The sequence below is a fragment of the Mycetocola sp. CAN_C7 genome (genome assembly GCF_015752285.1).
Lineage (GTDB): Bacteria > Actinomycetota > Actinomycetes > Actinomycetales > Microbacteriaceae > Mycetocola_A.
Map to the genome: position 1 here is coordinate 193284 of NZ_JADOUY010000004.1, position 15366 is coordinate 208649.

16 protein-coding genes are annotated in these 15366 nt (G+C 67.6%); 7 read left to right on the forward strand and 9 right to left on the reverse strand.

Translation table 11 applies throughout. The features are described 5' to 3' along the window. Window positions 1-110 precede the first annotated feature (110 nt). Genes IWX78_RS10305 through purU form a run of 3 tightly spaced genes read right to left on the reverse strand, consistent with a single transcriptional unit; the run spans window position 111 to window position 2712 of the window. Window positions 111-1463: an FAD-binding oxidoreductase gene (locus IWX78_RS10305; RefSeq protein WP_196833443.1), complete on the reverse strand. Its 1353-nt coding sequence runs from the start codon at window positions 1461-1463 to the stop codon at window positions 111-113. Continuing rightward, complete coding sequence (locus tag IWX78_RS10310) at window positions 1460-1816, reverse strand: YrdB family protein (protein ID WP_196833444.1); 357 nt, start codon at window positions 1814-1816, stop codon at window positions 1460-1462. Before IWX78_RS10310 ends, IWX78_RS10305 begins: the two co-directional genes overlap by 4 nt. A 20-nt stretch (window positions 1817-1836) precedes the next feature. Further along, window positions 1837-2712, reverse strand: a complete 876-nt coding sequence (gene purU, locus IWX78_RS10315) for a formyltetrahydrofolate deformylase (protein WP_196833445.1) — start codon at window positions 2710-2712, stop codon at window positions 1837-1839. 172 nt (window positions 2713-2884) lie between these two features. Here purU and IWX78_RS10320 point away from each other — a divergent pair, with 172 nt between their 5' ends. From IWX78_RS10320 to mnhG, 7 genes are all read left to right on the forward strand, one after another. Next, entirely contained in the window at window positions 2885-4102 is a 1218-nt protein-coding gene (locus IWX78_RS10320) for an MFS transporter (RefSeq protein WP_196833446.1), read from the forward strand. An 86-nt stretch (window positions 4103-4188) separates the two neighbouring features. Next, window positions 4189-7104, forward strand: a complete 2916-nt coding sequence (locus tag IWX78_RS10325) for a Na+/H+ antiporter subunit A (protein ID WP_196833447.1) — start codon at window positions 4189-4191, stop codon at window positions 7102-7104. After that, window positions 7101-7619 (forward strand): NADH-quinone oxidoreductase subunit K, encoded by a 519-nt coding sequence (locus IWX78_RS10330; protein WP_196833448.1) that lies wholly within the window; start codon window positions 7101-7103, stop codon window positions 7617-7619. The genes IWX78_RS10325 and IWX78_RS10330 overlap by 4 nt, the downstream gene beginning before the upstream one ends. Beyond that, window positions 7616-9178 (forward strand): Na+/H+ antiporter subunit D, encoded by a 1563-nt coding sequence (locus tag IWX78_RS10335; RefSeq protein ID WP_196833449.1) that lies wholly within the window; start codon window positions 7616-7618, stop codon window positions 9176-9178. The genes IWX78_RS10330 and IWX78_RS10335 overlap by 4 nt, the downstream gene beginning before the upstream one ends. Next, window positions 9175-9756 (forward strand): Na+/H+ antiporter subunit E, encoded by a 582-nt coding sequence (locus tag IWX78_RS10340; RefSeq protein WP_196833450.1) that lies wholly within the window; start codon window positions 9175-9177, stop codon window positions 9754-9756. Before IWX78_RS10335 ends, IWX78_RS10340 begins: the two co-directional genes overlap by 4 nt. Further along, entirely contained in the window at window positions 9756-10019 is a 264-nt protein-coding gene (locus IWX78_RS10345) for a monovalent cation/H+ antiporter complex subunit F (RefSeq protein ID WP_196833451.1), read from the forward strand. The genes IWX78_RS10340 and IWX78_RS10345 overlap by 1 nt, the downstream gene beginning before the upstream one ends. Continuing rightward, window positions 10016-10447, forward strand: coding sequence for a monovalent cation/H(+) antiporter subunit G (mnhG, locus tag IWX78_RS10350; protein WP_196833452.1), 432 nt, complete (start codon window positions 10016-10018; stop codon window positions 10445-10447). The genes IWX78_RS10345 and mnhG overlap by 4 nt, the downstream gene beginning before the upstream one ends. Window positions 10448-10470: 23 nt before the next feature. Here the strand turns inward: mnhG and nagA are convergent, their stop codons facing one another. Genes nagA through IWX78_RS10375 form a run of 6 tightly spaced genes read right to left on the reverse strand, consistent with a single transcriptional unit; the run spans window position 10471 to window position 15366 of the window. Then, the gene (gene nagA / locus IWX78_RS10355; protein WP_334684680.1) at window positions 10471-11640 is read right to left on the reverse strand and encodes an N-acetylglucosamine-6-phosphate deacetylase; all 1170 of its coding nucleotides are present in this window, start codon (window positions 11638-11640) and stop codon (window positions 10471-10473) included. Further along, window positions 11637-11759 (reverse strand): hypothetical protein, encoded by a 123-nt coding sequence (locus IWX78_RS16380; RefSeq protein WP_334684681.1) that lies wholly within the window; start codon window positions 11757-11759, stop codon window positions 11637-11639. The genes nagA and IWX78_RS16380 overlap by 4 nt, the downstream gene beginning before the upstream one ends. After that, window positions 11756-12601, reverse strand: a complete 846-nt coding sequence (locus tag IWX78_RS10360; RefSeq protein WP_196833453.1) for a class II fructose-bisphosphate aldolase — start codon at window positions 12599-12601, stop codon at window positions 11756-11758. Before IWX78_RS10360 ends, IWX78_RS16380 begins: the two co-directional genes overlap by 4 nt. Before the next feature lie 13 nt (window positions 12602-12614). After that, complete coding sequence (locus IWX78_RS10365; protein WP_196833454.1) at window positions 12615-13532, reverse strand: 1-phosphofructokinase family hexose kinase; 918 nt, start codon at window positions 13530-13532, stop codon at window positions 12615-12617. Then, window positions 13529-14476 (reverse strand): ROK family protein, encoded by a 948-nt coding sequence (locus IWX78_RS10370; RefSeq protein WP_196833455.1) that lies wholly within the window; start codon window positions 14474-14476, stop codon window positions 13529-13531. Before IWX78_RS10370 ends, IWX78_RS10365 begins: the two co-directional genes overlap by 4 nt. Further along, on the reverse strand, window positions 14473-15366 hold the full coding sequence (locus tag IWX78_RS10375; protein ID WP_196833456.1) for an SIS domain-containing protein: 894 nt from the start codon (window positions 15364-15366) through the stop codon (window positions 14473-14475). Before IWX78_RS10375 ends, IWX78_RS10370 begins: the two co-directional genes overlap by 4 nt.

Consider the following 15366-nt stretch of genomic DNA (forward strand, 5'->3'; position numbering starts at 1 on the left):
GCCTTTCACGATGCTGCGCCTCGTGGGCAGGGCATCTAGACGAGGTCGCGTGGCCGAGATGGCCGGGGGTCGCCGTCTCGTGGTCGGGAATCCAGCCACGGATGGTCGCTTCAGAAGACCTTGCCGGGGTTGAGGATGCCCTGCGGGTCGAACACCTTCTTGATCTGCCGTTGCAGCTCGAGTTGGTCCTCCCCGAGCTCCTGACCCAGCCAGCGTTTCTTGAGGATGCCGATGCCATGCTCTCCGGTGAGCGTTCCGCCGAGTCTCAGTGCCGTTGAGAACAGGTCGTCAGCCGCCTGCCAGATGTGATCGGGAACGTCCGGCCCCTCGAAGATGAAGTTGGGGTGGAGGTTGCCGTCCCCTGCGTGGGCGACGGTCGGGATGCGGATGCCGTAGAGCTGCTCGATCCGCACGATCTCCGCGAACATCGCCGGGAGTGCCGTGCGCGGAACCGAGACGTCCTCGATCAGGGTCGTGCCGAGCGCCTCCATGGCCGGGTGCATCGCGCGACGCACAGCGAGCAGCCGTTCCCCTTCGACGGGGTCAATGGAGAGATCGGCGCGGCCACCGAGTGAGCGGATCACCGCGAGCGCTGCGTCTGCCTCTTCGGATGCCGCCGCGCCGTCGGTCTGCACGACCAGGTGCGCCTCACCTGGTGCGGTGTTCGCGAGGCCGAGAAGCGACGCCACCGCCGCCAGTGATGCGGAGTCCATCAGTTCCATCACGGCCGGCTGGATGCCCGCTGCCGTGATTGCGGCCGCGGCAGCTGCGGCATCCGTCACGGTCGGGAAGTACGCAGCGACGGTGGCGATCGTACCGGGGACGGCACGCCGGATTCGCACGGTCGCCTCGACGATGACGCCGAGGAGTCCCTCAGACCCCACCATCAGGGCGGTGAGGTCGAAGCCGGTGACGCCCTTCACGCTGCGGTGGCCGAGATCGAGCAGACGACCGTCCGCAAGGACGACCTTGAGGCCGAGTACGGCGTCGCGGGTCACCCCGTATTTGGCGCAGAGGAGGCCGCCGGCGTTGGTGGCGATGTTGCCGCCGACGGTGGAGATCGCCTTCGACGCCGGGTCTGGTGCGAACCAGAAGCCGTGGCCGGCGAGGATTCCGTTGAACGCTCCGTTGAGGATTCCGGGCTCGATGACCGCGAGTTGGTCTGCTTCGTTGATTTCCAGGACGCGGTCCATGGCGAGGGTGGAAAGCACGATCTCGCCGCCGGATGCGATCGAGGCGCCTGCGAGGCCGGTACCGGCGCCGCGGGTGACCACGGGTGTTCCGGTCGCCGTCGCGATACGCATCGTTTCCTGGACGTCAGCGATCGACCTGGCCGAGACGACGGCCAGCGGAGCTGACAGCGACCGGTGGCCTGATTTGTCTGCCTGTGTGACCGCCAGCGCGGCGGCATCCGTCGACACTGCATCGCCGAGGGCGGCGACGAGCCGGTCGACGACGGTCATTCCGACAGTTCCCTGCGGCCGTTCACCACACCGCTGATCACGGCGAGAACGCCGAAGACGATCGCGACGACGGGGACGCCCAGATCCCACCAGGCCAGCGCGGCCGCGCCCATCACGGCGATCTCGACGATGGCCTTACCGAACACATCGATCGAGAAGACGGCCTTCGGCGAGCGGAACAACGCCCAGAGCAGGATGGCGACAGCGGGAAGTGCGATGCCGAGCACGATGTTCCACGGCAACGGCCAGGCGGAGAAACCCCAGATGGCGAGGCTGACGACGGCGAAGATTTCGAGGAAGAACCTCAGGATGTCGTTCGGGGTGAGCGAGACATGATCAGTGGATTCCGGCACCGGTCCAGTGTAGATGCTCGTCACTTGAAGATGATCGTGCGGGCGCCGTCGAGCAGCACGCGATCCTCCGCGAACCACTTCACAGCCTGGGTGAGCGTGCGGCTCTCCTCGTCCTGGCCGATGGCCACGAGTTCGGCTGCGTTCCTGGAATGGTCGACCCGCACGACGTTCTGCTCGATGATCGGTCCCTCGTCGAGGTCGCTCGTGACGAAGTGGGCGGTCGCGCCGATGAGCTTGACCCCGCGGGCGTGCGCCTGCCGGTACGGGTTGGCGCCCTTGAAACCGGGCAGGAACGAGTGATGGATGTTGATGGCGCGACCGGCGAGTCGCTCGCACAGTTCGGGGGAGAGGATCTGCATGTACCTGGCGAGGACGACGAGTTCGATGTCGAACTCGTCGACGGCGTCGAGGATGCGCTTCTCGAACGCGGCCTTCGAAGGTGCATCCGTCACTGGCTGCGACTCGAACGGCACACCGTAGAACGCGGCGAGGTCACGGAGGCTGCCGTGGTTGGAGAGAACAAGGGGGATCTCGACGCTCAGCTGCCCCGCGCGCTGACGGAACAGCAGATCGTTGACGCAGTGGGCGGCCGTCGACGCGAGAACGAGGGTCCGCAGCGGGCGACCGACCACGTCGAGTCGCCAGGTCATGCCGTAACGGTCAGCCACTGGGGCGATCACGGACTCGAACTCGGCGCGGTCGCCGGGAGACTCGACCTGGAGCCGCATGAAGAACCGGCCGGTGTCAGCGCTCGAGAACTGCTGGCTCTCGGTGATGTTGCCTCTCGCCGAGACGATAGCCCCGCTGATGGCGTGCACGATGCCCGGCTGGTCGGCGCACACGAAGGTGAGGACCCAGTGGTTGAGGTGTTCGCGCGGGGCGACGTCAGCAGTCATCCTCCAAGGCTATTGCAGGACAGGCAGCTGCACTGTCTGTTGCCGCTGGTCTCGGGTACACTGGACGGTGGTCGGCGCATTCCGCTTGGCCCTGGGCGCGCACATCGGCGCGTAGACGAACTCGGATCATGCGGACTCCGCGACCGAGTGAACGCCGTCGTTGGATTCACCGATGACCACTTCTCCTCTTCCTGTCGCGCCCCGCGCGATACAGCCCCCGCCCGGACCGCGTCCCTTCCCGTGGATCGGCCTGATCGCCCTGTCCGCGACGGTCTTCCTCTCCATCTCGAGCGAGATGATCCCGACCGGTCTGCTCCCTGAGATGAGCAGTTCGCTCGGCGTCACCCCGTCACAGGTGGGGTTGCTCGTCACCGTGTTCGCTTTCACCGTCGTGGTGTCGAGCGCGCCGCTCACCGCGCTGACAGCCCGGGTGCCGCGCCACGCGCTGATGGTCGCCATCCTCGTCATCCTCGGCCTGAGCAATCTCCTGACGGCCGTCGCGCCTACGTACGAACTCGTCGTCGCCACCCGGATACTCGGCGGACTCGCACACGGTCTGTTCTGGGCCATGGTTCCGGCGTACTCCGCGCACCTCGTCGACCGCGAACACATCGCCCGCGCCGTGTCGATCACGCTCGCCGGTGGCACCATCGCTCTCGTCCTCGGTGTTCCACTCGGGACGGCTCTCGGGCAGAGCATCGGCTGGCGGTGGGCGTTCGCGGCCATCGCCTGCGCGCTGTTCGTCGGAGCGCTCGCCGTGATCCGCTGGCTTCCCCCGGTAGAGCGTGATCCGAAACCGGCAGCGGATGCGACGGCGAAACGCGATCCGTCTGTCCTTCCCGTCCTGCTCCTGTGCGTGACGGTAGCCATCGTGATGATCGGCAACTACGCGTTCTACACCTACATCGCCCCGTACCTCATCGATCGGATCGGCATCGCACCCGAGCACCTCAGCGTCGTGCTCTTCGGGTACGGCATCGCCGGGGCGCTCGGGCTCGTGTTGACGGGAACCGTGTTCGCGCGCCACACCAGTGGCGGTCTCGTGATGGCGCTCACCGTGAGCGCCGCGATCGTCGGGGTTCTGGCGGTCAGCGCCGGATCGCTGTGGATCTCACTCGTCGGCGTTCTGCTCTGGGGTCTCGCGTTCGGGCTGGTCCCGCCGCTGCTGCAGACGCGGCTCCTGCAGACCGCGAGCGCCCGGTTCCGTGACACCGCAAGCGCGTTCTACACGACGGCGTTCAACCTCGGCATCGGCGGGGGTGCGCTTCTCGGCGCGGTGCTGCTCGACAGTCGCGGTCTCGGTGCACTCCCGGTCGCGAACGTCGCACTTGTCGTGCTCGGTCTCGCCGTCGTCCTGGTCACCCTGCGACTCTCGGCGAGACGCGGCTGACCCGCCCGGGCCGACAGTCCATGGTCAGCCGGCTCCGGTTCACCGGTTAAACTGGACGGACACCCTGACGCAACCGAGAGACCTCCATGGCGCTGATCCTGCTGGCCTTCCTCGTCGTTTCGTGCGCCACCAGGACGCTCACGCGGGTCATGTCCACCCGGGTCTTCTACCTGATCTCTGTCCTGCCGTTCGCGGCATTCGCCTACACCCTCACACAGACCCCGACGGTGCTCAGCGGTGGAGAGGTCACCGAATCATACGAGTGGATTCCTCAACTGGGAATCTCGCTGTCGTTCCGGGTCGACACTCTCGCCTGGCTGCTCGCCCTCATCGTGACCGGCATCGGCGGCCTCGTGCTGGTCTACTGCGCCAGGTACTTCTCGAAAGACGAATCAGGGCTCGGCCGGTTCGCCGCATTGCTGCTCGCGTTCGCCGGAACGATGTACGGACTCGTCACCGCAGACGACATCCTCGTCATGTTCATGTTCTGGGAGATCACGAGCGTTCTGTCGTACCTCCTGATCGGTCACTACGTCGACCGCAAGGAGAGCAGGGGGGCCGCGCTCCAGGCCCTCCTCGTCACCACGCTCGGCGGGCTCATCATGCTCGTCGGCGTCGTGATGATCAGCGTGCAGGCCGGAACCACATCGATGGCCGCCATCATCGACGCCGGGCTCACCGGCCCGGCGACCACCGTGGCCATCCTGCTCATCCTCGTCGGCGCTCTCTCCAAATCGGCGATCGTGCCGTTCCACTTCTGGCTCCCCGCCGCCATGGCGGCTCCGACGCCGGTGAGCGCCTACCTGCACGCCGCCGCGATGGTCAAGGCCGGCATCTACCTCGTCGCCCGGTTCGCTCCCGGCTATGCAGACACCCCGGGCTGGGCGCCCGTGCTCATCGGACTCGGTGTCTGGGCCATGCTTGTCGGGGCGTGGCGTTCGCTCCGGCAATACGATCTCAAACTCGTCCTTGCATACGGCACCGTCAGCCAGCTCGGCTTCCTCATGGTGATCGTCGGCTTCGGAGGGCGGGATGCCGGTCTCGCGGGTGCCGCGCTCCTGCTGGCACACGCTCTCTACAAGGCCGCGCTCTTCCTCATCGTCGGAATCATCGACCACCGCGCAGGAACGAGGGACTGGCGGCAGCTTTCGGGCGTTGGCCGACGCAACCGGTCGCTCGCGGTCATCGCCTTCGTCGCGGTCGCGTCGATGGCCGGAATCCCGCCGCTGTTCGGCTTCGTGGCCAAGGAAGCCGTGTTCAGCGCGTTCCTCGAAGCCGCGCTCGCCGGCGATGTCTGGGGCTGGGTGGCGCTGATCGGAACAGCGGTCGGCTCGGTCCTCACCGTTGCATACAGCGCCCGGTTCTTCTGGGGCGCGTTCGCCTCACGCCCGGGAGTCGAGCCGTGCACGCTCCACGCGGACGGCTGGGGAATCCTCATCGCCCCCGCTATCCTCTCCGGAATCACCATCGCCCTCGGCTTCGCGGCCGCCCCGGTCTCGACGGCGCTCGAGCCGTACGCGGACACGATGGGTGACGGCGACTACCACCTCGCTCTCTGGCACGGCCTCGAACCGGCCCTCGGTATCTCGGCTGTCGTCGTGCTCGCCGGTCTCGCCCTGTTCTGGCGCCGCAGGTGGGTCGCTCGCATGCAGGAAGCGGTCCCGCCGACGATGGACATGTCGCGTGGATACTGGATGAGCGTACGGTTCATCGACCGGCTCTCAGCCAGGACGACGCTCTTCGCCCAGCGCGGCGGTCTCCCGCAGTACCTCGGAACGATCCTCGTGGTCTTCGTGGTCACCCTCGGCGCGGCCGCGACCATGAACAGGACCTGGCCAGACAGCATCCGACTCTTCGACTATCCGCAGCAGATGTTCATCGCGGCAGCGATGGCCATCGCCGCTGTCATGGCCGGGCAGGCGACGCAACGGATGTCGGCAGTTCTGCTCGTCGGCGCCACCGGTTTCGGCATGGTCGCCCTCTTCGCCCTGCACGGAGCCCCGGACATCGCCCTCACTCAGGCCCTTGTCGAACTCGTCACCCTCGTCGTCTTCGTGCTCGTTCTCCGGCGCCTGCCGATCAAGATCGCGCAGCGCAACAAACCGGTGAAACGCATCCTCCGCTCGGCCGTCGGCATCAGTGTCGGCGTCATCATGGCGATCGTCGCCGTCATCGCACTCGGCGCGCGCCAGGAGGAGAGCATCGCGGGCGAATGGCCGAGGCTCGCCTTCGAGGAGGGCCACGGCAGGAACATCGTCAACGTGGTGCTCGTCGACATCCGTGCGTGGGACACCATGGGCGAGATCGCCGTGCTCGTCGTCGTCGCGACGGGAATCGCCAGTCTCCTCTTCGTCACCGGCCGTGCCGGTCCGCTTCCACGGCTCAGCGGGTCGAAGCAGCAGCGCAGAGGGCGCAACAGGCGCAAGGTACTCACCGACCCGGTCGCTCCGGGCGCCGAGGCGAGCTCCAACCGGATGAGCTGGCTGCTCGCCGGTCGCACCCTTGCCCCTGACCACCGGTCCGTGCTGCTCGAGGTGCTCGTCCGGCTGCTCTTCCACCCGGCGATCGTCGTGTCCATCTACTTCCTCTTCGCCGGGCACAACTCGCCTGGAGGCGGTTTCGCCGGTGGCCTTCTCGCCGGTCTTGCGCTCGTCGCGCGATATCTCGCCGGCGGACGATTCGAACTCGCCGAAGCCATCCCCGTCGATGCGGGGAAGATCCTCGGCGCCGGCATCGTGCTCGCCGTCGGAACAGCCATCGGCTCCCTGTTCTTCGGGGCCGAGGCACTGCAGTCCGCCTACTTCGAGACCGATGTGCCGCTCCTCGGTCACCTGTCGTTCGGCACGTCGACGATCTTCGACTTCGGGGTGTACCTCGTCGTGGTGGGCCTCACCCTCGACATTCTCCGCAGCCTCGGCGCTGAGATCGACCGCCAGCAGGAGGAAGCCGACCTGTCGGCCGAATCCCGCGACGACTTCTCAGAGACCGAGGCCACCCGATGACCGCCTCGCTCACCCTCATCATCCTCATGGCCGTGATGTACGCCGTCGGCATCACCGTCATGCTCGAACGCAGCCTGACCCGGGTGCTCATCGGTTTCATGCTCGTCGGCAACGCCACCAACCTGCTCATCCTGATCGTGGGAGGGGAGAACGGAAGCGCACCGATCGTCACAGGAACCGCATCCGACGCGGCCATGGCCGACCCGGTCCCTCAGGTACTCATGCTGACGGCCATCGTCATCAACTTCGGCATCACCGCGTTCGTGCTCGCTCTCATCTACCGGTCCTGGTGGCTGGCCCAGCTCGGCGACCAGGGTGATGTGGTGCCAGACCAGCACGTCGACGACACCGAGGCGGCGACGGATGCCACCTTCGATGCGGTCGACCTGGACGACGCCGCCGTGCAGGAGGTCCTCGACGCCAGCAACGAACGGTCGGATGCCGCCGCGCCCATCGAGGTGGACCCGACACCCCCGGTCGACAGCGAACCGAAACCCGAAGAGGAGGCCAGATGAACGCCATCGTCCCCCTCGTCGTGCTCCTGCCGCTGGCCGGCGCTGCTGTCGCACTCGTCCTCGGCCGGTTCCGCCGTGCCCAGATCGCGGTGTCGACGCTCAGCCTGACCGCTGTGACGGTTCTCGCCATCATCCTTCTCGCCCACGTCGACACCCACGGCACCGTCGTCGTCGAGATCGGCGGGTGGGATGCGCCGTTCGGTATCGTCCTCGTCGCTGATCGGCTCGCGGTGATCATGGTGCTGATCTCGGCGCTCATGCTCCTCGGCGTTCTCATCTTCGCCGTCGGGCAGGGTATCGCCGATGGCGACCGCGAGACGCCGGTGTCGATCTTCCATCCCACCTATCTGATCCTGGCCGCAGGCGTGTTCGACGCCTTCGTTGCCGGTGACCTGTTCAACATGTATGTGGCATTCGAAATGCTGCTCGCCGCGAGTTACGTTCTGCTCACCCTCGCAGGCACCGGTGCCCGTATCCGTGCAGGCGTGACCTACATCATCATCAGCCTGACCTCGTCGATCATTTTCCTGGCCGCGATCGCGTTCATCTACGCGGCGACCGGGACGGTGACGATGGCGCTCATCGCCGAGCGCGTCCGCGACCTGCCCGCCGACGTGCAACTGATCCTCTGCATCGCCCTGCTCACGGCCTTCTGTGTGAAGGCGGCGGTGTTCCCGATGTCGTTCTGGCTGCCGGACTCCTACCCGACGGCTCCAGCACCGGTCACGGCGGTGTTCGCCGGGTTGCTCACCAAGGTGGGCGTCTACGCCATCATCCGCACAGACACTGTCCTGTTCACCGACGTCGACATCGACATACCGCTCATGGTGATCGCGTTCCTCACGCTCATCGTCGGCGTGCTCGGAGCACTCGCGCAAGCCGACATCAAACGGCTGCTGTCGTTCACCCTGGTCAGCCACATCGGGTACATGATCTTCGGCATCTCGATCGGGTCGACCGCGGCGCTCGCCGCAACCATCTTCTACATCGTCCACCACATCACGGTGCAGACCACGCTGTTCCTCGCGACGGGACTGGTGGAGCGCGTGGGCGGAACGACATCGATCAACCGGCTCGGCGGCATCCTGCGGGCGTCACCGCTCGTCTCGGTACTTTTCTTCATCGGAGCGATGAACCTCGGGGGAATTCCCCCGTTCTCGGGCTTCCTGGGCAAGGTCGGCCTGTTCCAGGCCGGCGTCGAACTCGGAACCCCCCTCAGCTACGTGCTGATCGGGGCCGGGGCGCTGACCTCCCTTCTCACCCTGTACGCGCTCGTGAGAGTGTGGAACATGGCGTTCTGGCGTTCGAGTGCCGACGTTGCCGGGTATTCGTCACCGCTTCTCGATTCGCTGGCCGAAGGCCCGGAAGACGAGGGGGAGACCGTGGGATCGAAGCGTGTACCCGCCCTCATGGTTGCTGCGACCACCGGAATGGTGGCACTGACGATCGGACTGACCGTCTTCGCCGGACCACTCTTCGAACTGGCGTCCCGCGCCGCAGCGAACACGGGCAACGAGTCGACCTACGTCGAATCCGTCTTCCCCGGAGGCATCCAGTGAGTCCGGAATCGCCTCGCCGCACCAGCCTGCGGAGCCAGCTCGCTCTCCTCGCCGGACTGGTGGTTCTGTGGTGCCTCGTGTGGGGCCAGTTCACTCCGCTGAGCGTGCTCACCGGGGTCGTCCTCGCCATCCTCGTCTCGCTGCTGTTCTATCTGCCGGCGATCGACCTCTCCGGCCGGGTGAACCCCTGGTTCCTGCTGGTGTTCTTCCTGCGACTCATCGTTGACATCGTCCGGGCGTCGATCGGAGTCGCCTGGCTCGTCGTCAAGCCCGGTTTCAGCCCGTCGAGTGCGATCCTCGCCATCCCGCTCGACACCCGCTCCGACCTCATCATGATGCTCACGGCCGAGTCCATCTCACTCGTTCCAGGATCGCTCGTCGTCGACATCGACCGTGAGGAATCCGTGCTCTACGTCCACGTCATCGACGTCAGGACCGACGAGGAACTCGAGGACTACCGGGGGAAGGTGTTCGCCACCGAGAGGCGCCTGGTCATGGCCATCGGATCCCGCGACGACGTCTGGCGCGTGAACCAGCCCAACGAACTCACCCGTGCGAGCAGGGAAAGGCCCTCCTGATGCAGATCGCCCTCATTCTCGCCGGAGTGCTGTTCAGCATTGGCGGTGTCTCCGCCCTCTACCGGATCATCCGCGGGCCGAGCCTGCTCGACCGCGTCATCGCCACAGACGTGTTCATCGTCACCATCATGTGTGTGCTCGGCACTGAGATGGCCCTCAACCACCACACCGATTCACTTCCGGTGATGCTCGTGCTCGCTGCATTCGGCTTCGTCGGCTCGGTGAGCTTCGCCCGGTTCATGGCTCAGCAGGACGAAGCATGATCCCCGACGGCATCCGCGATGGAATCACCGTCTTCCTCATCCTCCTCGCCGCGCTGATGTGCGCGGCAGCCGGGGTCGGGCTGTTCCGTTTTCCTGACGTGCTGTCACGACTGCACGCAGCAACGAAGCCGCAGATCCTCGGTCTCATGGCCATCTGTCTCGACATCGCCCTGAACTCGATCAGCGTCGGCTCGTTCGCCCTCATCACCGCGATCATCATCTTCCAAAGCCTCACGGCGCCGATCTCCGCTCACATGGTCGGTCGCGCAGCCTATCGCTCGGATCACGTGCGACGGGAGCTGCTCGTTCGCGACGAGCTTGCCGAGAGCATCGACCGGGCCGAACAGGACGCATCCTCCCGTCGGGCGGCCGCGGGGCGATCGTCGTCGCTCGCCGAGGAGAGCAGCGCAGCGCCGGCTGAGGACTAGGAGCCACGGCTCGGGCCCCGGGGTCAGCGCAGGCGTTCGCCTGCTGCCCAGACCGCGGTGACCGACAGGTCTGCGTCGAGGAGCACGAGGTCGGCCGCGTATCCTGCGGCGATCCGGCCGAGGTCCGCTCCGCGCCCGATCGCCCGGGCGGGAGTCGCCGTCAGGGCGGAGACCGCGTCGGCCAGGCTGATTCCCACCTCGGTCACTGCGCGCCGGAGCGCCGCGTCGAGGGTGAGTGTCGAGCCGGCGATCGAGCTCCCGTCGCTGAGCCTCGCGACCCCGTCGGTCACGGTGACGTCGAGCGTCCCCAACCGGTAGACGCCGTCGTCGGATCCCGCAGCGGCCATGGCATCCGTCACGAGCGCGATTCGCCCCGGAGCTGCCGCGAAAGCGATGCGGACCACTTCGGGGTGCACGTGGACGCCGTCGTTGATGAGTTCGAGCACGACCGACTCACTCGACGTGGCCGCCGCGACCGGGCCGGGGGCGCGGTGATGCAGGCCGTTCATCGCGTTGAACGCATGGGTGAGGATGCCAGCTCCCGCGTCGAAAGCGTGCCGCGCCTGGTCGACGTCGGCGTCGGTGTGTCCGATGGCCGCCGTGACGCCCGCGTCGGCGAGCTGACGGATGGCGTCGAGCCCGCCGGGCAGCTCAGGCGCCAGGGTGACCTGCCTGAGCGTGCCGCGAGCAGCATCGATAAGCCGGGCGACCGTGTCGGAGTCCGGCGCTCGGAGCAGGGCGGGGTCGTGCGCTCCCTTGTGGCCCGGGTCGAGGAACGGCCCCTCGAGGTGCGAGCCGAGGATCGTGGCGTCGGCGGCGGCGAGGTCGGCGATGACGCCGAGCTGGGTGATCAGCTCGTCGACCGGCGCCGTGACGAGGGAGAGCACCGACCGGGTGGTGCCTGCTGCGCGATGGACAGCGAGGGCGGTCCGGATGCCGTCGACGTCGTCACCGAACGAACGCCCGCCTCCGCCGTGGCAGTGGATGTCGATGAAACCGGGGCTGAGGTACGCTCCACCGGCGTCGACGACGGTAGGGGTGGCGTCGGGAAAACGGGAATGCCAGCCGGTGCCGATGCCGACCTCGGAGATGATCCCGTCGGAGACGGCGACCCAGCCGTCTGTCGAAACGGTACCGTCGGCGATGAGGGTGGCGGAGTGCACGATGAACGGTGCTGCGGAAGCTGTGGTCACGGGGCAACGATAACGGTGATACCCGTGGCTGTGAACGCGTCGACCTGCGCTGCGTCGATGCCGGCGTCGATGCAGGCAGCGGCGCTGAGCGGCGCGAACAGGCGGTCGGCGCGATTCATCCGGCTGGACGCGTCGCGAACAAGGTGAGCAGGCGCTCCGCTTCGGCGCTCAGAGCGGTTCGCCCCGCGGCGAGGTATCGCCGGGAGTCGACGAGGGCGGGGTCGGCGTCGAGGGCGTCGCGGACCGCGCGGGTGAAGAAACCGTTGAGGTGGGTGGAGACGTTGATCTTGGTCATCCCTGCGGCGATAGCGAGCACGATCTGGTCGTCCGGGACACCGCTCGATCCGTGCAGCACGAGGGGTGCGGGCACGGCTTCGGCGATCCGGGCGATGAGGTCGATGTCGAGAGACGCGTCTCGGTTCGACATGGCGTGTGACGAGCCGACCGCAACCGCCAGGGCGTCGACGCCCGTTTCAGCGGCGAACGCGGCGGCTTCTGCGGGGTCGGTGCGCACTCCGGGTGCGTGCGCGCCGTCCTTGCCCCCGATGGTTCCGAGCTCAGCCTCGACGAAGACGCCGGTCGCGTGTGCTGCCGCGACGACGCGCCGGGTGGCGGCGACGTTGTCGGAGTACTCGAGGTGCGCGCCGTCGAACATCACCGAACCGAAGCCCTGATCGATGGCCCGGATGGCGAGCGTCTCATCGGTTGCGTGGTCGAGGTGCACGGCGACGTCGGCCGTCGAAGCGGCTGCGATCGCGAGGGTGGCGGCCGCGATCGGCTCAAGCCCGCCGTGGTACGCGATGCAGTTCTCCGAAATCTGCAGGATCACGCCCCGACCGGAGCGCTCGGCCGCCGAGACGAGGCCCTCAGCGGTCTCGAGGGAGATCACGTTGAACGCGCCGACCCCGGTGTGATCGGCCGCCGCGCGGGCGACGAGGGTGCGTGTGGGGGTGAGTGGCATGGTTGGGACCTCGTCAGCTGGAGCGGGTTGTCAGGGTGAGTCGACGTTCGAGGGCGTCGCAGTCGGGGTGGATGCTCCCCGCCTGCGGTTCGAGCACGGCGGCGGCACCCCATGCGGCGGCTCGGGAGAGAATGGCACGGACGTCGCCGACACCGGCGCCGATCACTGATGCTGCGCCGGCGACGGCGGCATCCCCTGCACCCGTGGGGTTCCCCGGCAGCACGGCGTCGAGCGTGGCCCGCCAGACGGTGCCGTCTCTGGGGACGGCCATCATGCCGTCCTCTCCGAGTGAGACGAGGATGAGTCCTGCTCCCGCCGCCTGGAGCGCGCGGGCACCGGCCAGCGGGTCCGCCTCGCCCGTGGCCTCGGCGAGTTCCCGACGGTTGGGTTTCAGCAGACCGGCCCCGGCGGCAGCGGCGGTCAGCAGGTGTGACCCGGATGCGTCTGCAATCGTCGGCACCCCCGCGGTGTGAGCGAGCGCGACGAGGTCGGCGACGATCGAATCCGGTGCTCCAGGAGGGATGCTCCCCGAGACGACGAGGCAGCGGATGTCTGAGAGACGGGACCGTACGGCATCCAGCACCAGCGACCAGGTTCCCTCCGGCGCGATGCGGCCGGTCTCGTTGAGCACGGTGGTGCGCCCGGCAGAGGTCTCGACGATCGCCATCGACCGGCGGAGAGGACCGGGCACGGGAAGGAGCACGGAGGGGATATCGCCCAGGTCCCGTTCGAATTCGGCGAGGTCGTCTTCGCCCACGGGAGCGACGGCCACGGTGGCGAAGCCGCGCTGAGCGAGCACCCTGGCGACGTTGATGCCTTTGCCGCCGGCACGGGTCACAGCGGGGGCGACCCGGTGGGTCTCGCCGAGGTCGAGCTCGTCGAGGGTGACGGTGCTGTCGAGCGCCGGGTTGGCGGTGACGGTGAGGATCATGAGCGCACCCCGGCGAGGCGCTCGCGAGCGCCGATCGCCGCACCGACGAGCCCGGCATTCTCTCCGACCGAGGCGAGGAGAAGAACAGGTCGACGGTGGAACGTGAGCAGGGAGTTCATCCGTTCTTCGACCGGTTCGAAGAGTGCTGCGCCGGCCTGGGCAAGGCCGCCGCCGAGCACGATCGCCTCAGGGGCGAGCAGGGCGACGGACTGGGCCAGGGCGAGTCCGATGGCATCGGTCGCGTCCTTCCAGACGGATGCCGCGAGAACGTCTCCGGCGCGAGCCCGGTCGAGAACCTCCCGGGCTCCGTTGACCTGCGCGGCAGCATCGCGGTTGTAGAGCCGGGTGATGGCGCCGGCGGAACCGATCGATTCGAGGCATCCGTTGCCGCCGCACGCGCACGCGTTCCCACCGGGTTCGATGACCGCATGGCCGATCTCACCGGCGTAGCCGTGTGCCGAGTACGGCATACCGTCGAGAAAGATGGCGCTCGCGATGCCGGTTCCGATCACGACGACCAGGACATCGGCGTAGTTCCCGGCGGCTCCGAGCCTGTACTCCGCCGTTCCGGCCGCACGCACGTCGTGGGTGAACGCGACGGGAACGCCGAGCGCCGCGCTCGCCTGGTCGCGGAACGGCACGTCACGCCAGCCGAGGTTCTCGGCGTACCTGCCCACTCCGGCCTCGTCGTCGACGAGACCGGGGACGATGAGCCCTGCGGCCTCCGGCTGGATGTCGGGGAACCGATCAGCGAAGCCCCTGGCCAGGACGGTCAGCTGCGCAACGACCGCGTCGCCGCTGCCATCGGTGCTGTACGGCGTCGGAACCCGCACGACCTCGCGCAGCACGCCGTGCTCGTCGATCAGGCCGGCTTTGGTGTCTGTTCCGCCGACGTCGAAGGCGAGGACGGCGGAACCTTCACCGAGAAGAGAAGCAGTGGTCATGCGTCGAGGATGACAGACCGGGTGAGGTTGCGGGGAAGATCCGGGTTGAGTCCGGCGGCCAGCGAACGTTCGAGCGCGACCCGGTGCGCCCGTACGAGGTCGGCCAGTGGATCGAGGTCGGAGTTCTCGAACCTGGCGCCGGTGACGGCGATGTCGGCGTCGAGGCCGGACGGGGCGTCGCCGAACATCCAGACGGCCCGACCGGGTGCGGCGATGGCGAGCGGTCCGTGCCTGTATTCCATGGCCGGGTATGACTCGGTCCACGCCTGGCAGGATTCGCGCATCTTCAGGGCGGCTTCATGGGCGATGCCGACGGTCCAGTCCCGCCCGAGGAAGGTGACCTGCTCAGCGTCGATCAGTTCGGGGGAGAGGTCTTCGCCCAACGCCCGCTCGGCGTCGCGGATCGAATCGGTGACATCCGCTCCGGTCGACGCACGCAGGAGGGTGAGTGCCGTGGTGGCGAAGCGCGTCTGCACGACGCTCTTTTCGTCGGCGAACGGGAGTCCGATGATGTCGTCGGCGAGGTCGACGAGCGGGCTGGAGACGTCCCCGACGATGCCGATGGTCCTGATCCGCCCGCGGAGGCCGTCGACCAGTTCGAGCACCTCGGAGGTGGTGCCGGAGCGGGTGATCGCGATGACCGCGTCGTAGTCACGATCGAGGAACGCTTCTGATGCCGCGAAGGCATCGGTCTCGCCCTGCCCGGCGCCCTCACGCAGGGCGGCGTACGACTGGGCCATGAACCACGACGTTCCACACCCGACGACGGCGATGCGCTGGCCGACCGCGGGCAGCAAGGCGCGTTCGGCCGTGAGCTCGACTGCGCGGCTCCAGACTTCGGGCTGGCTGCCGAGCTCTTCTCTCATCCAGGCGCCGGGGGATGTCGTCAT